We start from the raw sequence: 19,675 nt of genomic DNA on the forward strand, positions 1-19,675 counted from the left end.
CTGGCCGAGAAACCGGCGGACGGCTCGGTAGGGTCGACCGGGTGAGCGACGTGCGGCGGATCGTCGAATCCGGCTACGACAGCTCGGCCGAGCGCTACCTCGAATGGAGCGCGCGGATCGAGGACGATCCCCGGCTGCGCTTCCTGGCCGAGCTGACCGGCCGGCTCGCCGACGGCGCCGAGGTGCTCGACCTCGGCTGCGGCGCGGGCGTGCCCTGCACGGCGCTGCTCGCCGAGCGGCACGACGTCCTCGGCGTCGACGTGTCCGCGGCACAGCTCGACCTCGCGCGGCGCAACGTCCCCGGCGCGCGCTTCGAGAAGGCGGACATGGCCGCGGTGTCCTTTCCGGACGGCAGCTTCGACGCCGTCACGGCGTTCTACTCCGTGCTGCACGTCCCGCGCGAAGAGCAGGGAGCGCTCTTCGCCCGGATCGCGCGCTGGCTGCGGCCCGGCGGCTGGTTCCTGGCCGCGCTGGGCTGCAGCGAGTCCGACGGCGTCGAGGACGACTGGCTCGGCACGCCGATGTTCTTCAGCAGCCACGCACCCGACATCAACCGGCGTTTGCTGGCCGAAGCCGGGCTCACCCTGGTCGTCGACGAGCCGGTGACCATGCACGAGCCGGAAGGGGCGGCGACCTTCCACTGGGTGCTCGGCCGCCGCCCGCGCGGCTAGCGGGACAGGACCGCGTCCACCACCCGCTGCAGCTCGCGCGCAGGATCGCCGACCGGTGCCGGAGCCCGCCACGCGACGATGCCGTCGGGACGCACCAGCGACGCGCCGCCCGTCGAGAGGCCGTAGCGCGAGGCGAACACCTCGTCGTCGATGACGTGGCAGTCGACGCCCGCGCTGGAAGCGGCCTGAGCCCACGCCGAGTCGTCGCCCGCGCAGAGCAGCACCCACGAGTGCCCGAGTAAGTCCACAGTGGACGCCAGCCCGGGTGCCCGGAAGCCGGGGCGGCCGGTCGGCGCGTGGATGTCCTCCACCCGCGAGCCGTCGTCGGGCTCCTCCGAAAGCACCGCCGTCGAGCGGTAGCGGAACCCGAGGACGGCGTTCAGCATGTCCTCCGGCTCGGTGAGCCCGGAGACGTCGAGGTCCGGGTGCATCCGCTGCTTCATGTTGTGCAGCGAGGTGTCGATGATCATCCGCGCGATCGGCCGCCGCTCGGCCTCGTACGTGTCGAGCAGCGCCGGTCCCGCGTCGCCGCGCAGCACCGCGGCGAGCTTCCACGCGATGTCCGCGCCGTCGCCGACCGCCGTGTTGCCGCCCTGGCCGCCGGTCGGCGGCGTCACCTTCGCCGCGTCGCCGATCAGGAAGACGCGCCCGGACCGGAAGCGGTCGGCCAGCCGCGCGGCGATCTCCCACGAGCCCGTCCAGACGATCTCCGGCTCCAGGTCCGGCAGGTCGGTGGCCGCGCGGATCATCGCCACGAGCCGGTCGTGGTCGAAGTCGGCCGGGCTTTCGCCGCGGTCCGGGAAGTAGTCCGGCGCGAAGACGTACCGGTTCGGCACGTCCGTGTTGACCAGCCCGGCGGTGAAGTCCGGGTGCTGCAGGTAGAACAGGTCGGTCACGCCGGGCTGGACGCGGTCGCCGAGGTCGGCGTCGAACACGACGCCGAGGCAGTGGCTCAGCGCGTCCATGCCGGCGGTCCCGATGCCCAGCCAGGCCCGGATGCCGCTGCGCCCGCCGTCGGCCGCGACGACGTAGTCCGCGCGCACCACTGTTTCCTCGCCGGAGTCGCGGTGCCGCAGCGTGGCGGTGACGCCGTCGTCGTCCTGCGTCAGCTCGACGAGCTCGGTCCGGAACCGGACCCGCGCGCCGGCCTTTTCCGCGTGCGCCAGCAGGATCGGCTCGACGACGTCCTGCCCGGCCATGCCGGCGGGCATCGTCGTCGAAGCCGAGACGTCGAACTCGCTGCCGTCGTCCACGAGCCGGTGCAGGACGCGCCCGGCCAGGCTGGTCGCGACGGTGATCCGCAGCCCCTGCGACGCCCGTGGGCTCACTTCCAGCACTTCGCGGTCGATTCCTGCCCAGTGGAAAAGCTCCATCGTGCGCCAGTTCTGCCCGGCGGCCCGCGAGTGGACCGACGTTCCGGGGTGCCGCTCGACCGTCAGGACGTCCACTCCTTCCCGCGCCAGGAACAGTGACGCCGACAGCCCGCCCAGCCCGGCCCCCACGACCAGCACCTGTACCCGTACCCGCTCCATGATGACTCCCTCCCAGTTCATGAATCTTCCCGTGTAGTTATCTTAGCTACTAAGATATCTCGAACGCAAGGAGCGTAGGCTCCCAGGGCGTGGGAACGGTTGGGTAGGCCGTTCGGCCCAAGTAGCTTCGGAGCGGACGAACCCCTTGAACCGCAAGGAGAAACCGATGAGCGCGGACGACACCTCGGCGTGGTCCTTCGAGACCAGGCAGATCCACGCGGGCGCCGCGCCGGATCCGGCGACGGGCGCGCGGGCGACGCCGATCTACCAGACGACGTCGTACGTCTTCCGCGACAGCCAGCACGGCGCCGACCTGTTCAGCCTCGCCGAGCCGGGCAACATCTACACGCGGATCATGAACCCGACGCAGGACGTGCTGGAGCAGCGCGTCGCGTCCCTCGAAGGGGGCGTCGCGGCGCTGGCGTTCGCGTCCGGCTCGGCCGCGACCACGGCGGCGATCCTGAACCTCGCGGGCGCGGGCGACCACTTCGTGTCCAGCCAGTCGCTCTACGGCGGCACCTACAACCTCTTCCACTACACGCTGCCGAAGCTCGGCATCGAGGTCACGTTCATCGACGACCAGGACGACCTCGAGCAGTGGCGCGCCGCCGTCCGGCCGAACACGAAGTTCTTCTTCGCCGAAACGCTCGCCAACCCGGGCAGCAACGTCCTCGACATCCGCGGCGTCGCCGACACCGCGCACGAAGCCGGCGTCCCGCTGCTGGTCGACAACACCATCCCGACGCCGTACCTGGTGCGCCCGATCGAGCACGGCGCCGACGTCGTGATCCACTCGGCGACCAAGTACCTCGGCGGCCACGGCACGACGATCGCGGGCGTCCTGGTCGACGGCGGCACGTTCGACTTCGGCAAGGACCCGGGCCGGTTCCCGGGCTTCACCGAGCCCGACCCGAGCTACCACGGCCTCAAGTACTGGGAGGCGCTCGGCCCGGGTGCGTTCGCGGCGAAGGCGCGCGTCCAGCTCCTGCGCGACACCGGCGCGGCGATCGCCCCGCTGAACAGCTTCCTGATCCTGCAGGGCATCGAGACGCTGTCGCTGCGCGTCGAGCGGCACGTGCAGAACGCGCAGGCGCTCGCCGAGTGGCTCGAGCAGCGCGACGAGGTCGAGAAGGTGTACTACGCCGGCCTGCCGTCCAGCCCCTTCTACGAGGCCGGGCAGAAGTACCTGCCGCGCGGCGCGGGCGCGGTCCTGTCGTTCGACCTGCGGGGCGGCGTCGAGGCCGGCCGGAAGTTCGTCGACGGCACCGAGCTGCACAGCCAGCTGGTGAACCTCGGCGACGTCCGCAGCCTGATCGTGCACCCGGCGTCGACCACGCACAGCCAGCTCGCGCCGCAGGAGCAGCTCGCCAGCGGCGTCACGCCGGGCCTGGTGCGGATCGCCGTCGGGCTGGAAGGGATCGAGGACCTCAAGGCCGACCTGGAGGCCGGATTCCGGGCGGCGAAGGCGGAACTGTGACGGCTGGTCCCGTCACCGGCGCCTGGCGGATCGGTGATCCGCCGGGCCGCCGGAAGTTCGTCACCGGCCCCGGCGCGCTCGCGCTCGAGGCCGGTGGCGTGCTGCCGGAGTTAACGATCGCTTACGAAACCTGGGGGACGCCGAACTCCGACGCGTCCAACGCGGTCCTCGTCGAGCACGCGCTGACCGGCGACAGCCACGCGGCCGGGCCGCTCGAGCCGGGGCATCCCAGCGCGGGCTGGTGGGACGGGCTGATCGGACCCGGGAAGGCCCTGGACACCGACGAGTTCTTCGTGGTGGTCCCGAACGTGCTGGGCGGGTGCCAGGGGTCGACCGGGCCGTCGTCGCCCGATCCGGACGGCAAGCCGTGGGGCAGCCGGTTCCCGGTCGTGACGGTGCGGGACCAGGTGGCCGCGGAAGCGGTGCTGGCCGACCACCTGGGCATCACGCGGTGGGCGGCCGTCGTCGGCGGGTCCATGGGCGGGATGCGCGCACTGGAGTGGGCGGTTTCGCTGCCTTCGCGGGTGGCCTCGGTACTGGTGCTGGCCTCGACGGCGCAGGCGTCGGCCGAGCAGATCGCCTGGGCGGCACCGCAGCTGCACGCCATCCGCAGCGACCCGTTCTTCCACGGTGGTGACTACTACGCCGCTCCGGAGGGGCCGTTCCGGGGCCTCGGCATCGCGCGGCGGATCGCGCACGTCACCTACCGCAGCGAGCCGGAGCTGGCCCAGCGGTTCGGCCGTGCGTACCAGGGTGACGAGGACCCGTTGCGGCGCGGGCGGTTCGCCGTCGAGTCCTATTTGGACCATCATGCCGGCAAGCTGGCCGCCCGGTTCGACGCGAACAGCTACCTGGTGCTGACGGAGTCGATGAACACCCACGACGTCGGGCGTGACCGCGGCGGGGTCGCGGCGGCGCTGGGCCGGGTGACGGCCCGCGCGGTGATCGGCGGCGTGGACAGCGACCGGCTCTACCCGCTGTACCAGTCGGCGGAGATCGCGTCGGGGATCCCCGGAACGTCGGAGCCGTCGGTGGTTTCCTCGCCGTACGGCCACGACTCGTTCCTCATCGAGACCGAGCAGATCGCGGCGCTGGCGAAGGCTCTGCTGGGCTAGTACGTCCTCGTGCGTACGACCACGAGCCGCTCCCCGGGGGACGACCGCTTACGCCTCGCCGCGGAACCATCGGCCCATGCGGAAACCGGCAGTGGTGCTGCTCGTCGTCGCGAGCGTGTTCGCCGTGGTGCTCACGTACCCCTACTTGAACCTCGACATCGGCGAAAGCCGCCTCGAGGTGCGCGACAGCCTGCAGTACTCGGTACTGGTGGCGCACATCTTCACGGCCACGGTGGCGCTCGTGCTCGGCCCGTTGCAGTTCATGCCGAAGGTGCGGGCGCGCAGGCGGCTCCACCGGACGCTCGGCCGGGTCTACCTCCTCGCCGGGGTGCTGCCGTCCGCGCTGGCCGCGGTCCCGGTCGCGCTCTGGTCGGGGCGCCTCGTCACGCAGCTCGGGCTGACCACCGCCGCGGTCCTGTGGCTGGTCACCGGCGCCCTCACGTACCGGGCGGCCCGGCGGCGTGACTTCGCCGCGCACCGCGCCTGGATGATGCGCAACTACGCGCTGACGTTCCTCGCCGTCACGTCGCGTGTCCTGGTGCCGGTGCTCCTCCTGGTCCAGGTTCCCTTCGGCGGCGTCGACCCCGGCAGCGCGCCCACGATGATCCCGATCGGCCAGACGCTGGGCTGGGTGGTCAACCTGATCGTCGTCGAAATCCTGATCCGGCGCGGTCAGCGCCCTGAGACGCGTTCTCCCAGGCGTACCAAGCGGTTCGCGACCCGGCGTGACGCGCCGGCCGCGTAGTCGCCGAGCCGTTCGGCGGCCTTGTCGGACAGCTTCGCGACGCGCCAGGCGACGTCGTCCGCGCGATCGCCCGCTTCGTCGCCGACCGTGGTGATCCGGTCGGCGAGCCGTCCGGTGCCGACGGCCAGCAGATCCTTGATGGCCATGACTTCCCCTTCCGCCTAGAGCATTCCGGCGCGGCGCCACAGCACCGCGCTCGGGCCGCCGATCAGGTCGTTGTCCCGCAGGAACCGGACGAGCTTCCGCGCCCCGAACGCCAGCGTCTCCCGCCGGTGCGCGCTGGTCCGCGCCGCCGCGACCGCGACGCCCGGGTCGATCCCCGCGCGCAGGTACTGCCGCGGCCGGGACAGCAGCCGCGACATCAGCAGCGCGCCGACGGCGACCACGATCCGCGCGAACTCCTTGCGCCACCAAGGTGCTTCCGCCAGTTCGCGGACGAGGTCGTCACGCGCGTACCGGACGTGCCGCGCCTCTTCCGTGACGTGGATCCGCATCACCGCGCGGACCACCGGCTGCACCGACTCGTCGTCGAGGTGCTCGCGCTGCAGCGCGTCGAAGATCTCTTCGCCGATCAGCGTCGCGACCCACATCGCCGGCCCGTGGAGGATCGCCGGGAGGGCCTGCGCGGACAGTTGCAGCCAGCGGTTGTTGCGGTACGGCCGTCCGTCGACGCGCTCGATCAGCCGCGCGAACATCGTGGAGTGCCGGCATTCGTCGGCGACCTCGGTCAGCGCGTAGTGCACGTGGCGGGTCGTCGGGTCCTGGCGGTAGGACGCGCGCAGCAGCATCTGCATGAGGATCAGCTCGAACCAGATCCCGACGCTGACGGTGTTCACCAGCTCCTGCCGCGAAAGCTCGATCCGCTGCGCGCGGCTCAGCGTGTCCCACACCGGCGTGCCGTAGAGGGAGACCAGCTTTTCGGGGATGAAGAACTGGTCCTCGTTCAGCGGCGCGGCCCAGTGGACGTCGACGTCCGGGTCGTAGGAGACCGGGCGCTCGAGCGGAGCAGCCGTTCGGCCGTGGCTTCACGATCGCCCATGCGTGCCTCCCTGTGTCGTGTAACACTAGAACGCATGAAACATTTCTCGTCAAGTTGTAAACCAGCCTAGGGTTGGGGCCATGCGCGATCTCCTGAAGCACGCGCTCGAAGCCGACCTCCCCGGCGACGAGACCGCGGAGCGGATCATGGGCGCGGCGCTGACCCAGGCCGAGGACTTCGGGCTGCGCCGGTTCACCGTCGACGACGTCGCGCGCCGCGTCGGCCTCTCGCGGGTGACGATCTACCGCTACTTCCCGAAGAAGGACCAGCTGCTCAACGCGCTGGTGCTGCGGGAGATGAAGCGGTTCCTGACGAAGGTCGACGCCGTCGTCGAGGCGCAGGCGAGCCCGGAGGAGAAGCTCATCGAGGGGTTGAGCTTCTCCCTCGGGTACCTGCGCGGGCACCGGCTGCTCAACCGCCTGCTGCGCACGGAGCCGGAGCTGATCCTCCCGCAGTTGACGGTCCAGGCCGGCGGCCTGTTCGCGGCGGCCCGCACCCGGATCGCGGCGCACTTCCACGCGGAGATCGCGGCGGGCCGGCTCAGCCTGCCCGCCGACGACGTCGACGGGATGGCGGAGCTGCTGATCCGGATCGTGGTGTCGCTGGTGCTGACCCAGGAGACGGTCCTGCCGGTGGACGACGACGTGCAGCGGCGCCGGCTGGCCGAGCTGTACCTTGCGCCGATCGTCCGCTCGCTGCGCCCCTGAATCACCCCTGCCGGGTGGGCCGGATGGTGAGGTCGCCGATCTCGACGTCGTCGGGCTGCTCGATGGCGAACGCGATGGCCCGCGCCACGGCGTCGGGGCTGATGCCGAGCGTCGCCATCGCCTGCTGGACCTGCTCGCGCTGCGCGGGATCCTCGACGTGGTCGACCAGTTCGGTGCGCACGAAACCCGGTGAGATCGACGTCGTGCGCAGGACGCCGTCGGTGGATTCCTGGCGCAGCGCCTCCAGCAGCGTCCGCACGGCGTTCTTGGTCCCGGCGTAGACGGCCTGCGTCGGGACGATCTTCAGCCCCGACGTCGAGACAGTCGTGACGAAGTGGCCGCGGCCCTGCGCGCGGAACACCGGGAGGGCGGCGGCGATGCCGTGCAGGACGCCGCGGAGGTTGACGTCGATCATCGCGTCCCAGGCGTCGACGTCCAGTTCGGCCACCGGCGCGATCCGGGCGACCCCGGCGTTGCCCACCAGGACGTCGAGACGGCCGAACCGGGCCACGGCCAGTGCCACCAGCCGCTCGGGATCGGCGCGCCGGGTGACGTCGACGTCCAGCAGTTCCGCGCGGCCGCCCGCGTCCCGGATCCGCGTGACCAGCGCCTCGAGCCGGTCGGTGCGCCGGGCGCCGAGCACGACGGCAGCGCCGCGCGATGCCAGCTCGAGGGCGGTCGCCTCGCCGATCCCGCTGCTCGCGCCCGTGATGGCGACGACCTTGTCCAGTCCGTTCATCGAGACCTCCACGCTAAGCTGACAGTTGTCCGGTTAACTTCCACGATACCGGACACTTGTCCACTTAACGAAGAGGAGTGCCGTGGCGGGTCGAGAGCGCCGTTCGGACGCGGTCGCCAACCGCGACCGGATCGTCGAGGCCGCACGGACGGAGCTGAGCGAGTCCAACGGCGCGGCCGACGACCTCAAGCTGCACCGCGTCGCCAAGGCGGCGGGCGTCGGGCAGGGCACCCTCTACCGGCACTTCCCGACCCGCGAGCACCTGCTGGCGGAGGTGTACCGGGCCGAGCTGACCCAGCTCGTCGACACCGTGGCCCCGCTCTTGGCGGAGTACTCCCCGCTCGACGCGCTGTCGCGCTGGCTGGAACGGCTGGTCGAGTACGCACGCGTCAAACGCGGTGTCATGGCGGCGATCGAGGGAGCGGCCTGGCAGGACCTCTACTCCGGCCAGCACCATCGGCTCGACGAAGCGCTGGAAACCCTGCTGGAGCAGGGAAAGAGCGCCGGGGAGATCCGCGCCGGGATCGACGCGGCCGACGTCATCCTGCTCCTCGGGGCGTTGTCGCGGATCCCGGAAGCCGAGTGGGACGAGCGGGCGCCGCGGATCGTGGCCGTGCTCGTCGACGGCCTGCGCGCCTAGTCGGAGACGGCTTCCGAGATCCAGGGCGCCACCGGCAGGTCGCGGTCCAGGCATTCGACCGACAGCCGGATCGTCCACCGCAACGCCTGCAGCACCAGGCTGTCCACCTCGTCGGGTGCCGCGTTGGCCAGGGCGATCTCCACCTGCTCCTGCGCCGCCTCCGTGTTGCCGTGGACCTCCGCCAGCAGCGTCCGGACCGCCGTCCGCACCGGCGGGTCGGCCTGGTCGATCGAGACCTCTTCGCCGTCTTCGTCGAAGACCTGGACCTTCACCGGCGCGCTGCCGCCGTCGCCGAGGGTGGAGACCATCGCGCTGCATTCGCCGAACAGCAGCAGCATCAACGCCTTCGTCTCGTCCGCGCGGGCCTGCGGTTCGGCGGCCGTCGGCGCGACCTCGACGAGGGCTTCGGCGTCGTCACCGAGGCTCAGCGCCGTCAGCGCGCGCTGGGCCTTCTCGACGAGCTCCTGCTCGTTCCAGTCCGCATCCACGTGCCCCATCAAACACCAGCGACGGCGCTCGTGGGGATACCTTGATCCGGGCCGGTCATCCCGCCGCGCGGAGGGCACCCAGCGCGAGCCGGGAGAGCAGTTCGGCGAGCTCGGAGTCACCGAGATGGCGGTTGTACGGCGTCGAGTTGATCAGTCCGAACACGGCGTGTGCCGCCGACCGCGCCTGCAGTTCTCCCAGCTCCGGGATGGCTTCGCGGATCGCGCGGACCCACACCTCGACGTACTGGCGCTGCAGCGCGCGCACCTGCTTGCGGTCGGCGTCGGTGAGGTTCGCGAGGTTGCGCTCTTGAACGGTGATCAACGCCGGATGAGCGAGCGCGAAGCCGACGTGGAACGCCACGAGCCCGGCCAGCGTGTCGTCCGCATCGCCGGGCCGGCTCGCCCACCTCGTGCCGCCGTCGAGCAGGTAGCGGCTGATCGAGTTCAGCATCTCGCCGAGGATCGCGTCCTTGCTGCGGAAGTGCCGGTAGAGCGCGGGCCCGGAGATCCCGACGGCGGCGCCGATGTCGTCGATCCCGACGCCGTGGAACCCGTGGTGGGCGAACAGCTCGGCCGCCGCGGCGAGGATCTGCTCACGTCTGTTCGCCTTCTCGCCGTTCACGAGCGGAGTGGGGTTGGCCGGCATCCGGCCATATTAGAGCGGCAGGTTAGCGAGCGCTAACACTGTTCCCGTCTTCCGGCGTGAGCCGAGTGGGTTACTTACAGGTAACTAGGGGTTCCTCGTGGGGCTTCCACATGCTGTGCTTCTGGGGTCGGTTCTGTCACAAAGGAGTGGCCCATGGGGGTTCCGATCCGTCTGTCGCGACGGTTTTTTCTGAGGTTGAGCACGGCTCTCGGGGCCGTCGTCCTGTCCACTCTCGGCGTCACGGGCCTCGCCCACGCCGCCGGGACCGTCTACGCCGCGCTCGGCGACTCCTACTCCTCGGGAGTCGGGGCCGGCAGCTACGGCAGTTCCGGGAGCTGTTACCGCAGCTCCAACGCCTACCCGCAGCTGTGGGCCAACGCCCACAGCGGCACGTCGTTCAGCTTCCTCGCCTGCTCGGGCGCGAAGACCGGCGACGTCATCAGCCAAGCCAACTCCATCCCCTCCAACGCGACCCTGGTCACGGTCACCGTGGGCGGCAACGACGCCGGCTTCAGCGACGTGATCCAGACCTGCACCCTCGGCAGCGACTCGGACTGCACCAACCGCGTCAACACCGCGAAGACCTACGTCACCAACACCCTGCCCGCGTTGCTGACCAACACCTACAACACGATCAAGGCCAAGGCGCCGGGCGCTCGCCTCGTCGTCCTGTCCTACCCGCGCTTCTACACGGTGCCCGGCTCCTGCTGGGTCGGGCTCAGTGACACCAAGCGGACCGCGATCAACTCCGGCGCGGACACGCTCGCGTCGGTGATCCAGTCGCGGGCGGCGTCGGCGGGCGCGACGTTCGTCGACGTCCGGCCGTCGTTCGTCGGGCACAACATCTGCTCGTCGGCCGACGACTACCTGCACAGCCTCACCTGGCCGGTGATCGAGTCCTACCACCCGACGGTGGCCGGGCAGTCGGGCGGCTACTACGCCCCGCTGCGTGGCGCCATCGGCTGACGCTCCTCCCGCGGAGGCCACCCCGGTTCGCCGGGGTGGCCTTTTCGGCATTCCGGCGACTGGACACCCACGTTAGCGGTCGCTAACATCGGAGCGGAGGTTAACGACCGCTAACGTCGAGGGAGCCCATGGACACGCCGGCACTGGGGACTTCGGCCGCCCCGGACAGCGAGGCCTACGCCCGCAACGCGACATCCCACGCGGAGCTGGTCGAGGACCTCCGCAAACGCCTGTCGAGCGCCCGCCTCGGCGGCCCGGAGAAGTCGCGCACGCGGCACGTCGAACGCGGCAAGCTGCTGCCGCGCGACCGCGTCGACACGCTGCTGGACCCGGGTTCGCCGTTCCTGGAACTGTCCCCGCTGGCCGCGAACGGACTGTACGACGACGAGGCGCCGTCCGCCGGGATCATCACCGGGATCGGGCGCGTCTCCGGCCGCGAGTGCGTGGTCGTCGCCAACGACGCCACCGTCAAGGGCGGCACGTACTACCCGATGACGGTGAAGAAGCACCTGCGCGCCCAAGAGGTCGCGCTGCACAACAACCTGCCGTGCGTCTACCTCGTGGACTCCGGCGGCGCGTTCCTGCCGAGGCAGGACGAGGTCTTCCCGGATCGTGAACACTTCGGCCGGATCTTCTACAACCAGGCGACGATGTCCGCGCGCGGCATCCCGCAGATCGCGGCGGTGCTCGGTTCCTGCACCGCGGGCGGCGCGTACGTCCCGGCGATGAGCGACGAAGCTGTCATCGTCCGGAACCAGGGCACGATCTTCCTCGGCGGCCCGCCGCTGGTGAAGGCCGCCACCGGCGAGGTCGTCACGGCCGAGGAGCTCGGCGGCGGCGACGTCCATTCGCGCCAGTCCGGCGTCACCGACCACCTGGCCGACGACGACGCGCACGCGCTGCGGATCGTCCGGCAGATCGTCTCGACGCTCGGGCCGCGCACGCCGCGCCCGTGGGACGTGCTCCCGACCGAGGCCCCGGCCGTCGACCCCGCCGAGCTGTACGGCGTCGTCCCGACCGACCCGCGCACGCCCTACGACGTGCGCGAGGTGATCGCGCGGATCGTCGACGGCAGCCGCTTCGGCGAGTTCAAGAAGGAGTACGGCTCGACGTTGGTCACCGGGTTCGCCCGGATCCACGGCCACCCGGTGGGCATCGTCGCGAACAACGGCGTGCTGTTCGCCGAGTCCGCGATGAAGGGCGCGCACTTCATCGAGCTGTGCGACAAGCGCTCGATCCCGCTGCTGTTCCTGCAGAACATCACCGGCTTCATGGTTGGGCGCGCGTACGAAGCGGGCGGCATCGCGAAGCACGGCGCGAAGATGGTCACCGCGGTGGCCTGCGCGCGGGTGCCGAAGTTAACGGTCGTTATCGGCGGCTCGTTCGGCGCCGGCAACTACTCGATGTGCGGCCGGGCGTACTCGCCGCGGTTCCTGTGGATGTGGCCGAACGCGCGGATCTCGGTGATGGGCGGCGAGCAGGCGGCGTCGGTGCTCTCGACCGTCCGCCGTGACTCGATCGAGGCTCGCGGCGGCGAATGGTCCACCGAGGACGAAGAAGCGTTCAAGGACCCGATCCGCGAGCAGTACGAGGCGCAGGGCAGCCCGTACTACTCGACGGCGCGACTGTGGGACGACGGCGTCATCGACCCGGCCGACACCCGCACGGTGCTCGGCCTCGCGCTGTCGACCGCGGCCAACGCACCCCTGTCCGATGTCAACTACGGCGTCTTCCGGATGTGATGATGTTCGACTCAGTACTGGTCGCCAACCGCGGCGAGATCGCCGTCCGGGTCATCCGCACGCTGCGCGCGCTCGGCATCCGCGCGGTCGCGGTGTACAGCGACGCGGACGCCGACGCGCGGCACGTCCACGAGGCGGACACCGCTGTCCGGATCGGGCCCGCCGAAGCGGCTCGCAGTTATCTCTCGATTCCGGCCATCGTGGACGCCGCCGTGTCGTCGGGCGCGCAGGCCGTGCACCCGGGTTACGGCTTCCTGGCGGAGAACGCCGAGTTCGCGCGCGCCTGCGAGGCCGCAGGGCTGGTGTTCATCGGCCCGCCGGTCGCGGCGATCGACGCGATGGGCGACAAGATCCGCGCGAAGGCGACGGTGTCGAAGGCCGGCGTGCCGGTCGTGCCCGGCGCGTCCGATGTGGACATTCCCGACGGGGACTTCGCCGCTGCTGCCGCCGGTGTCGGCTACCCGTTGCTGATCAAGCCGTCCGCCGGTGGCGGCGGCAAGGGCATGCGGCTGGTGCACGCTCCTGACGAGCTGGACGCCGCCATCGAGTCGGCCCGGCGCGAGGCCAAGAGCTCGTTCGGCGACGACACGCTGCTGCTGGAGCGCTTCGTCACGACGCCGCGCCACATCGAGATCCAGGTCATGGCGGACACGCACGGGAACGTCCTCCACCTCGGCGAACGCGAGTGCAGCCTGCAGCGGCGGCACCAGAAGATCATCGAGGAAGCGCCGTCGGTGCTGCTCGACGCGGCCACGCGCGAGAAGATGGGCACGGCCGCAGCCGAAGCCGCGCGCTCGGTCGGGTACGTCGGCGCGGGCACCGTCGAGTTCATCATGTCGGCGCACGACCCGGACGAGTTCTTCTTCATGGAGATGAACACGCGGCTGCAGGTCGAGCACCCGGTCACCGAGCTGGTCACCGGCCTCGACCTGGTCGAGTGGCAAGTTCGCGTGGCGGCCGGGGAACGCCTTTCCTTCGCGCAGGACGACGTCGTCCTGAATGGACACGCGGTCGAGGCGCGGGTGTACGCCGAGGACCCGGCGCGCGGGTTCATCCCGACCGGTGGGACGGTGCTGGCGGTGCACGAGCCGTCCGGTGACGGCGTCCGCGTCGACTCGTGGATGACGCGCGGCGCGGTGATCGGCTCGAACTACGACCCGATGCTGGCCAAGGTCATCGCCTGGGGCCCGGACCGGGCCTCGGCGCTGCACCGGCTCGACCGCGCGCTGGCGGACACGGCGCTGCTGGGCGTCGGCACGAACACCGCGTTCCTGCGCGGGCTGCTGGCCGACGACGACGTCCGGGCGGGCCGGCTCGACACGGAGCTGGTCGATCGCCGTCTGTCTACTTTGGTCTCTTCCGACGTGCCAGCCGAGTTCTTCGTCGCCGCCGCACTGGACCGGCTGCTGGAGCTGCAGCCGTCGGGGTCCGTGGTGGATCCGTGGGACGTGCCGGACGGCTGGCGGATGGGCGGGTCCGGCGGGGTGACGTTCCGGCTGAAGTCGGGGCAGGCCAAGGCCGTCGTCCGGGTGCAGGGCACGCCGTCCGACGCGACGGTGTTCGTCGACGACGCCGAGCCGGTCCAGGTCTCGGCACGGCGTGACGGTTCCACGTTGGAGATCCGGCACGCGGGTGGGTTCCACCGCTACCGCCAGGCCTGCGGTCCCGATCGGACGGTCTGGCTGGCGCGCGACGGGCTGAGCTTTCCCTTCGGGGAGCAGGAGTTCGTGCTGTCTTCGCGCGGCGAGGCCGCCGGGGCCGGGCCGGTCACCAGCCCGATGCCGGGCACGGTGCTCGTGGTGAAGGTCGCCGCCGGCGACGTCGTGCAGGCCGGGACGCCGTTGCTGGTGGTCGAAGCGATGAAGATGGAGCACACGGTCACCGCGCCGACCGACGGCGTGGTCAGCGAACTCCCCGTCCGGGCCGGCCAGCAGGTAGCGCTCGACGAAACCCTTGCCGTAGTGACGCCCCAAGAGGAGCAGCAGTGATCGACTTCCGCCTGGACGAGGAGTACGAAGCCCTCCGCAAGACCGTCGAGGACTTCGCGCACGCCGAGGTCGCGCCGGTCATCGGCGAGCTGTACGAGAAGGAGGAGTTCCCCTACGCGATCGTCGCGAAGATGGGGGAGATGGGCCTGTTCGGCCTGCCGTTCCCCGAGGAGTTCGGCGGCATGGGCGGCGACTACTTCGCGCTGTGCCTGGCGCTGGAAGAGCTGGCACGGGTCGACTCGTCGGTGGCGATCACCCTGGAGGCCGGCGTTTCGCTCGGCGCGATGCCGATCTTCCGCTTCGGGACGCAGGAGCAGAAGGAGAAGTGGCTGCCGTCGCTGTGCGAGGGCACGGCGCTGGGCGGTTTCGGCCTGACCGAACCGGGCGGCGGCTCGGACGCGGGCGCGACCCGCACCCGCGCCACTGTGGACGGTGACACCTGGGTCATCAACGGCAGCAAGGCGTTCATCACGAACTCGGGCACGGACATCACGCGCCTGGTCACGGTCACGGCGGTGACGGACGTGATGGAGAACGGCCGCAAGGAGATCTCGGCGATCATCGTCCCGTCCGGCACGCCGGGCTTCGAGGTGGCGCCGAAGTACTCGAAGGTCGGCTGGAACTGCTCGGACACGCACGAGCTGTCCTTTTCGGACGTCCGCGTCCCGGCGGAGAACCTGGTCGGCACGCGCGGCCGCGGGTACGCCCAGTTCCTGTCCATTTTGGACGAGGGTCGCGTCGCGATCGCGGCGCTGTCGGTGGGCCTGGCGCAGGGCTGCGTCGACGAGTGCCTGCAGTACGTGAAGGACCGCGTCGCGTTCGGCAAGCGGATCGGCGAATACCAGGCGATCCAGTTCAAGATCGCCGACATGGAGGTCCGCACGCACACGGCCCGCCTGGCGTACTACCAGGCGGCGTCCAAGATGCTGCGCGGCGAGCCGTTCAAGAAGGAGGCATCGATCGCGAAGCTGGTGGCCTCGAACGCGGCTATGGACAACGCCCGCGACGCGACCCAGATCTTCGGCGGCTACGGCTTCATGAACGAGTTCCCGGTGAGCAGGTTCTACCGCGACGCGAAGATCCTGGAGATCGGCGAGGGCACGAGCGAGGTCCAGAAGATGCTGATCTCGCGCCACCTCGGAGTCGCCTGAACTCGCCGCCGAGTCGAGGACGCCCTCACCATCGTCGAAGACGGCCCACGCGTGCTCGCGGTGCGGTAGACAGGGAGCATGGACAATACCGTCATCCGATCGGGTGATTCTGGGGACGCTGACACGCTACTGCGCTTCTTCGACGAAGCCGTCGAATGGCTCGTCGCGCGGGGCAGTGCGAAGCAGTGGGGGACCGAGCCGTGGAGCCGGGTCCCGAAGCGCGTCGAGCGGGTCAAGGGCATGGCCGCGGACCCGGGCCTGCGCATCGCCGTGGTCGACGGCGAGCCGGCCGGGGCGCTGATCGTCTCCGAGGAGCACGACCCGCACGTGCCGGCCGTCGACGAGCGTGAGCTGTACGTGCGGCTGCTGATCACGTCGCGGCGATTCGCCGGGCGGCGCGTCGGCGGCCGGCTCGTCGAATACGCGCTCGACGAGGCGCGGCGGCGCGGCATCGACCTCGTGCGCGTCGACTGCTGGGCCGGCGGCGACGGCGAGCTGCAGCGCTACTACGAGAGCCAGGGCTTCAAGCCGACCGTCCGGTTCCACGTCGAAGACTGGGTCGGGCAGGTGCTCGAGCAACGCGTGGGGTAGCGCGGACGTGAGCCAGGGGAGACACTGTTGACGCGGTGCCAACAGACGAAGGAGTCGCCATGGCCGAGGAGCTCGCGGGCAAGGTCGTCGTCATCACCGGCGGCGGGCAGGGGATCGGCGCGGCGACCGCGTCGGCGCTGGCCCGGCTGGGCGCGCGGGTGGTGATCGGCGACCTCGACCAGGTCCGGGCCGAGAAAACCGCAGGCGATCTGGACGCCGAGGCGCTGCCGCTCGACGTCACCGACATCCGCGGCTTCACCGCGTTCCTCGACGAGGTCGAGCGCCGCCACGGCCGGATCGACGTCCTGATCAACAACGCGGGGATCATGCCGCTGGGCGAGCTCGAGGCCGAGAGCGACGCGACGACCCGCGCCCAGCTGGAGATCAACCTGCACGCCGTCATCCACGGCACGCGCGAAGCGATGAAGCGGATGCGGCCGCGGCGGTCCGGGCACATCGTCAACGTCGCGTCGTTCGCGGGCAAGGCCGGTTTCCCCGGCGCGGCGACGTACTGCGCGACCAAGCACGCCGTCGTCGGGCTGTCCGAAGCGGTGCACCTGGAGCTGCACGGGTCCGGTGTGCACGTTTCGTGCGTGCTGCCCGCGATCGTCCGGACGGAGCTGGCGAGCGGCCTGGGCGAGGCGAGGTTCTTCAAGTCCTCGCGGCCGGAAGATGTGGCCGACGCCATCGTGTCCACGCTGCGCAAGCCTCGTTTCGAGGTCTTCGTCCCCCGGTCCGTGGGAACTATGGGCAAGCTCACCCGGCTGCTGCCGCGCCGGGCCGGTGAAGCACTGGCCCGTGCTTTGAAAGCGGATCGGCTTTTGGCTTCAGCGGCCCATTCTCCGGCTCGCGCGGACTACGAAGCGCGCGCCGCGGAGAGTGCCCCCGGAGCGGGCACGGAGTAACTCGGACGGCCTAGCGACTGAGGCTTATTCCGGTTAGCCCGCCGCACCCCGCGCGCAAAGCCGCTGAGCAGCGCGGATGTCATGCGGCGGGCGACGGCTGAATAAGCCTCACTGTCCGATTTGGACGTGGCCGGTGTTGAGTCCACCGGTCTGACCGGGCAAGATTGACCGGAAGTGCCCGGGGGACGTCGCAGGAGGCTCGAGAGATGGTTTCACCGCCCGCACGGCTGGCCGCTGCGGCGTCGAACGTGGTCGGCAAGGTGCTGCACGGCGGTGTCGCCGACCTGCGCCCGATGCCGCGGGTGCTGATCGACCAGGGGCCCAACCGCTCGGTGTACCGGATGACGCACAGCAGCCGCCCGGTGTCCGGGCCGCCGATCCTGCTCGTGCCGCCGCTGGCCGCGCCGGCGATCTGCTTCGACCTGCGCCGCGGCTGCAGCCTGCTCGAGCACCTGGTCGAGGGCGGCCGCAACGCGTACCTCGTCGACTACGGCATGGTCGCGTTCTCGGACCGGCGCCTGGGCATCGAGCACTGGATCGACGAGGTCCTGCCGCGGGCGATCCGCAAGGTGAGCGCCGACGCCGGCGGGCAGCCCGTGCACCTGGTGTCGTGGTCGCTGGGCGGGATCTTCTCGCTGCTGGTGAACGCCGACCAGCCGAACCTCCCGATCGCGTCGATCACGGCGATCGGCTCCCCGGTGGACTTCACGGCGATCCCGATCGTGGCGCCGTTCCGCCCGCTGGTCGACCTGACGAACGGCCACCTCCTGACCCCGATCTACCGCGCGTTCGGCGGCGCACCGTCCTATTTGGTCAGCCGTGTGTTCCGCGCGACGGGCATCAGCAAGGAGATCACGAAGCCGATCGCGATCCTCTCGCACCTCGACGACCGCGACTACCTGGCGCAGATCGAGGCGGTCGACCACTTCATGAGCAACATGTACGCCTACCCGGGCCGTACGTTCGGCCAGCTGTACCACCGGCTGTTCCGCACGAACGACCTGGCGGAGGGCAAGGTGGATCTCAACGGGCGCATCATCTCGCTGTCGTCGGTCCGCGTCCCGACGCTGGTGGTGGCGGGCGAGAACGACACGATCGCCCCGCGGCCGTCGGTCGAGCGGGTCGTGGAGCTGCTGGACAAGGCCCCGGAGGTCCGCTTCAAGACGGCTCCGGGCGGTCACCTGGGCGTCCTGACCGGGCGGAAGGCCCGCGGCACGACGTGGCGCTACCTGGACGAGTTCCTCGACGACCAGATCTCTTGAACGCGCTGAAGGCCACCCCGAGGTCCGGGGTGGCCTTCAGCCGTTTCACTTCAGTTCGGCGGACGACTTCCCGAGGATCCGGCGAGCCACGATGAGCTGCTGAATCTGCTGCGTCCCCTCGAAGATGTCGAGGATCTTCGCGTCCCGAGCCCACTTCTCGAGCAGGGACTCCTCGCCGTAAGCCCCGGTCAGCTCGACGCACTTCAGCGCGATCTCCACCACCGAACGCCCCGCCTTGGCCTTCGCCATCGACGCCTGCAGCGAGTTCGGCTTGCGGTTGTCCGCCATCCACGCCGATTCCAGCGTCAGCAGGTACGCCGACTCGTAGTCCGCCTCCAGGCGAAGGAACTCAGCCGCCGCCGCGTGCTGGGAGTTCGCTGGGCGGTCGTAGTCGATCGGGACACCCGCGTCAGCGAGGATCGTCCGCGTCTCGTCCAGCGCCGCCCGTGCGACGCCGATCGCCATCGCCGCCACCAGCGGGCGGGTGTTGTCGAACGTCTGCATGACGCCCGCGAAGCCCTTGGCTGTGTCGATTTCCGGCGTCCCGAGCAGGTTTTCCTTCGGAACGCGGCAGTTCTCGAAGCGCAGCACCGCCGTGTCCGAAGCGCGGATGCCGAGCTTGTGCTCGACACGCACCACCTCGAAGCCCGGCGTGCCCTTCTCCACCACGAACGACTTGATCGCCGCGCGGCCCTTGGACTTGTCCAGCGTCGCCCACACGACCACCGCGTCCGCGCGCTCGCCCGACGTCACGAAGATCTTCTCGCCGTTGAGGACGTAGTGGTCGCCGTCGAGGCGGGCTGTCGTGCTGACCGCCGCGGAGTCCGAGCCGAACGCCGGCTCGGTGATCGCCATCGCCGCCCACATGCCGGAGAAGCGCTCGAGCTGCTCGTCCGTCGCCACCGAGCCGATCGCCGCGTTGCCGAGGCCCTGGCGCGGCATCGACAGCAGCAGGCCGACGTCACCCCAGCACATCTCGATCGTGCCGAGGACGACGTTCAGGTTGGCGCCGTTGCGGTTGCCCTTCTCGGCGTCGTCGGAGCCGGAGCGGCGGACCCCCGCCGCGCCCGCGCCGCCCTCGCCGGAGGAATTGAGGCCATCCAGCAGCGCTGCGAACATGTCCAGCTCGGCCGGGTACGTGTGTTCCGCGCGGTCGTACTTGCGCGAGATCGGCCGGAACACCTCGGCCGCGGCCTGGTACGCCTGGTTGATCAGCGCGCCGGCCTTCTGGGGAACTTCCAGGTTAATCATCGTTAACGCCTTTCCGAAGC

General features: G+C 70.5%; 20 protein-coding genes. 13 read left to right on the forward strand and 7 right to left on the reverse strand.

Annotated features, from left to right (window positions below; translation table 11 throughout):
• The first annotated feature begins 41 nt into the window (after positions 1-41).
• On the forward strand, positions 42-671 hold the full coding sequence (locus tag OG738_RS18550; protein ID WP_329055531.1) for a class I SAM-dependent methyltransferase: 630 nt from the start codon (positions 42-44) through the stop codon (positions 669-671).
• On the opposite strand, the gene rdmE is transcribed toward OG738_RS18550, so the two are convergent.
• Positions 668-2,224, reverse strand: coding sequence for an aklavinone 12-hydroxylase RdmE (rdmE, locus tag OG738_RS18555; protein WP_329055532.1), 1,557 nt, complete (start codon positions 2,222-2,224; stop codon positions 668-670). The genes OG738_RS18550 and rdmE overlap by 4 nt on opposite strands.
• A 145-nt stretch (positions 2,225-2,369) precedes the next feature.
• On the opposite strand from rdmE, the gene OG738_RS18560 reads away from it, so the two are divergent.
• The 3 genes from OG738_RS18560 to OG738_RS18570 all read left to right on the forward strand — a co-directional run bounded on the left by OG738_RS18560 (position 2,370) and on the right by OG738_RS18570 (position 5,540).
• The gene (locus tag OG738_RS18560) at positions 2,370-3,680 is read left to right on the forward strand and encodes a bifunctional o-acetylhomoserine/o-acetylserine sulfhydrylase (RefSeq protein ID WP_329055533.1); all 1,311 of its coding nucleotides are present in this window, start codon (positions 2,370-2,372) and stop codon (positions 3,678-3,680) included.
• The gene (gene metX / locus OG738_RS18565; protein ID WP_329055534.1) at positions 3,677-4,795 is read left to right on the forward strand and encodes a homoserine O-acetyltransferase MetX; all 1,119 of its coding nucleotides are present in this window, start codon (positions 3,677-3,679) and stop codon (positions 4,793-4,795) included. Before OG738_RS18560 ends, metX begins: the two co-directional genes overlap by 4 nt.
• A 76-nt stretch (positions 4,796-4,871) precedes the next feature.
• Positions 4,872-5,540, forward strand: coding sequence for a DUF2306 domain-containing protein (locus OG738_RS18570; protein WP_329055535.1), 669 nt, complete (start codon positions 4,872-4,874; stop codon positions 5,538-5,540).
• On the opposite strand, the gene OG738_RS18575 is transcribed toward OG738_RS18570, so the two are convergent.
• Together OG738_RS18575 and OG738_RS18580 are read right to left on the reverse strand one after the other, a co-directional pair.
• Complete coding sequence (locus tag OG738_RS18575) at positions 5,468-5,686, reverse strand: hypothetical protein (protein ID WP_329055536.1); 219 nt, start codon at positions 5,684-5,686, stop codon at positions 5,468-5,470. The genes OG738_RS18570 and OG738_RS18575 overlap by 73 nt on opposite strands.
• Positions 5,687-5,701: 15 nt before the next feature.
• Positions 5,702-6,487, reverse strand: a complete 786-nt coding sequence (locus OG738_RS18580) for an AurF N-oxygenase family protein (protein ID WP_329056751.1) — start codon at positions 6,485-6,487, stop codon at positions 5,702-5,704.
• Positions 6,488-6,659: 172 nt separating this feature from the next.
• Here OG738_RS18580 and OG738_RS18585 point away from each other — a divergent pair, with 172 nt between their 5' ends.
• Positions 6,660-7,286: a TetR/AcrR family transcriptional regulator gene (locus OG738_RS18585; RefSeq protein ID WP_329055537.1), complete on the forward strand. Its 627-nt coding sequence runs from the start codon at positions 6,660-6,662 to the stop codon at positions 7,284-7,286.
• Position 7,287: 1 nt separating this feature from the next.
• Here the strand turns inward: OG738_RS18585 and OG738_RS18590 are convergent, their stop codons facing one another.
• Positions 7,288-8,025, reverse strand: coding sequence for an SDR family oxidoreductase (locus tag OG738_RS18590; RefSeq protein WP_329055539.1), 738 nt, complete (start codon positions 8,023-8,025; stop codon positions 7,288-7,290).
• 82 nt (positions 8,026-8,107) lie between these two features.
• Here OG738_RS18590 and OG738_RS18595 point away from each other — a divergent pair, with 82 nt between their 5' ends.
• The gene (locus OG738_RS18595; protein WP_329055540.1) at positions 8,108-8,665 is read left to right on the forward strand and encodes a TetR/AcrR family transcriptional regulator; all 558 of its coding nucleotides are present in this window, start codon (positions 8,108-8,110) and stop codon (positions 8,663-8,665) included.
• Here the strand turns inward: OG738_RS18595 and OG738_RS18600 are convergent.
• Positions 8,662-9,162 carry a hypothetical protein gene (locus OG738_RS18600; RefSeq protein ID WP_155541161.1) on the reverse strand — a complete coding sequence of 167 codons (501 nt, stop codon included), beginning with the start codon at positions 9,160-9,162 and terminating at the stop codon, positions 8,662-8,664. The two genes, OG738_RS18595 and OG738_RS18600, sit on opposite strands and share 4 nt — an antisense overlap.
• A gap of 46 nt (positions 9,163-9,208) precedes the next feature.
• On the reverse strand, positions 9,209-9,799 hold the full coding sequence (locus OG738_RS18605; RefSeq protein WP_329055543.1) for an SACE_7040 family transcriptional regulator: 591 nt from the start codon (positions 9,797-9,799) through the stop codon (positions 9,209-9,211).
• A 195-nt stretch (positions 9,800-9,994) separates the two neighbouring features.
• On the opposite strand from OG738_RS18605, the gene OG738_RS18610 reads away from it, so the two are divergent.
• The 7 genes from OG738_RS18610 (at position 9,995) to OG738_RS18640 (ending at position 18,404) form a co-directional block, all read left to right on the forward strand.
• Positions 9,995-10,765 (forward strand): SGNH/GDSL hydrolase family protein, encoded by a 771-nt coding sequence (locus OG738_RS18610; RefSeq protein ID WP_329055544.1) that lies wholly within the window; start codon positions 9,995-9,997, stop codon positions 10,763-10,765.
• Positions 10,766-10,893: 128 nt separating this feature from the next.
• Positions 10,894-12,507, forward strand: coding sequence for a carboxyl transferase domain-containing protein (locus OG738_RS18615; protein WP_329055545.1), 1,614 nt, complete (start codon positions 10,894-10,896; stop codon positions 12,505-12,507).
• 2 nt (positions 12,508-12,509) lie between these two features.
• Positions 12,510-14,495, forward strand: a complete 1,986-nt coding sequence (locus tag OG738_RS18620; RefSeq protein ID WP_329055546.1) for an acetyl/propionyl/methylcrotonyl-CoA carboxylase subunit alpha — start codon at positions 12,510-12,512, stop codon at positions 14,493-14,495.
• Positions 14,492-15,646: an acyl-CoA dehydrogenase family protein gene (locus tag OG738_RS18625; protein WP_329055547.1), complete on the forward strand. Its 1,155-nt coding sequence runs from the start codon at positions 14,492-14,494 to the stop codon at positions 15,644-15,646. The genes OG738_RS18620 and OG738_RS18625 overlap by 4 nt, the downstream gene beginning before the upstream one ends.
• Before the next feature lie 78 nt (positions 15,647-15,724).
• Complete coding sequence (locus OG738_RS18630; RefSeq protein WP_329055548.1) at positions 15,725-16,237, forward strand: GNAT family N-acetyltransferase; 513 nt, start codon at positions 15,725-15,727, stop codon at positions 16,235-16,237.
• Between the two features lie 59 nt (positions 16,238-16,296).
• Positions 16,297-17,142 carry an SDR family oxidoreductase gene (locus tag OG738_RS18635; RefSeq protein WP_329055550.1) on the forward strand — a complete coding sequence of 282 codons (846 nt, stop codon included), beginning with the start codon at positions 16,297-16,299 and terminating at the stop codon, positions 17,140-17,142.
• 206 nt (positions 17,143-17,348) lie between these two features.
• The gene (locus tag OG738_RS18640) at positions 17,349-18,404 is read left to right on the forward strand and encodes an alpha/beta fold hydrolase (RefSeq protein WP_329055552.1); all 1,056 of its coding nucleotides are present in this window, start codon (positions 17,349-17,351) and stop codon (positions 18,402-18,404) included.
• A 45-nt stretch (positions 18,405-18,449) separates the two neighbouring features.
• Here the strand turns inward: OG738_RS18640 and OG738_RS18645 are convergent, their stop codons facing one another.
• Positions 18,450-19,655, reverse strand: coding sequence for an acyl-CoA dehydrogenase family protein (locus tag OG738_RS18645; RefSeq protein ID WP_329055554.1), 1,206 nt, complete (start codon positions 19,653-19,655; stop codon positions 18,450-18,452).
• Between the last annotated feature and the right edge of the window lie 20 nt (positions 19,656-19,675).

It is taken from the genome of Amycolatopsis sp. NBC_01488 (genome assembly GCF_036227105.1).
Lineage (GTDB): Bacteria > Actinomycetota > Actinomycetes > Mycobacteriales > Pseudonocardiaceae > Amycolatopsis.

Bases quoted from the DNA above. Each gene is read 5' to 3' on its own strand.
- rdmE (WP_329055532.1), bottom strand. From the start codon at position 2,224: ATGAACTGGGAGGGAGTCATCATGGAGCGGGTACGGGTACAGGTGCTG.
- OG738_RS18560 (WP_329055533.1), top strand. From the start codon at position 2,370: ATGAGCGCGGACGACACCTCGGCGTGGTCCTTCGAGACCAGGCAGATC.
- OG738_RS18570 (WP_329055535.1), top strand. From the start codon at position 4,872: ATGCGGAAACCGGCAGTGGTGCTGCTCGTCGTCGCGAGCGTGTTCGCC.
- OG738_RS18575 (WP_329055536.1), bottom strand. From the start codon at position 5,686: ATGGCCATCAAGGATCTGCTGGCCGTCGGCACCGGACGGCTCGCCGAC.
- OG738_RS18585 (WP_329055537.1), top strand. From the start codon at position 6,660: ATGCGCGATCTCCTGAAGCACGCGCTCGAAGCCGACCTCCCCGGCGAC.
- OG738_RS18590 (WP_329055539.1), bottom strand. From the start codon at position 8,025: ATGAACGGACTGGACAAGGTCGTCGCCATCACGGGCGCGAGCAGCGGG.
- OG738_RS18600 (WP_155541161.1), bottom strand. From the start codon at position 9,162: ATGGGGCACGTGGATGCGGACTGGAACGAGCAGGAGCTCGTCGAGAAG.
- OG738_RS18605 (WP_329055543.1), bottom strand. From the start codon at position 9,799: ATGCCGGCCAACCCCACTCCGCTCGTGAACGGCGAGAAGGCGAACAGA.
- OG738_RS18615 (WP_329055545.1), top strand. From the start codon at position 10,894: ATGGACACGCCGGCACTGGGGACTTCGGCCGCCCCGGACAGCGAGGCC.
- OG738_RS18620 (WP_329055546.1), top strand. From the start codon at position 12,510: ATGTTCGACTCAGTACTGGTCGCCAACCGCGGCGAGATCGCCGTCCGG.
- OG738_RS18630 (WP_329055548.1), top strand. From the start codon at position 15,725: ATGGACAATACCGTCATCCGATCGGGTGATTCTGGGGACGCTGACACG.
- OG738_RS18635 (WP_329055550.1), top strand. From the start codon at position 16,297: ATGGCCGAGGAGCTCGCGGGCAAGGTCGTCGTCATCACCGGCGGCGGG.
- OG738_RS18640 (WP_329055552.1), top strand. From the start codon at position 17,349: ATGGTTTCACCGCCCGCACGGCTGGCCGCTGCGGCGTCGAACGTGGTC.
- OG738_RS18645 (WP_329055554.1), bottom strand. From the start codon at position 19,655: ATGATTAACCTGGAAGTTCCCCAGAAGGCCGGCGCGCTGATCAACCAG.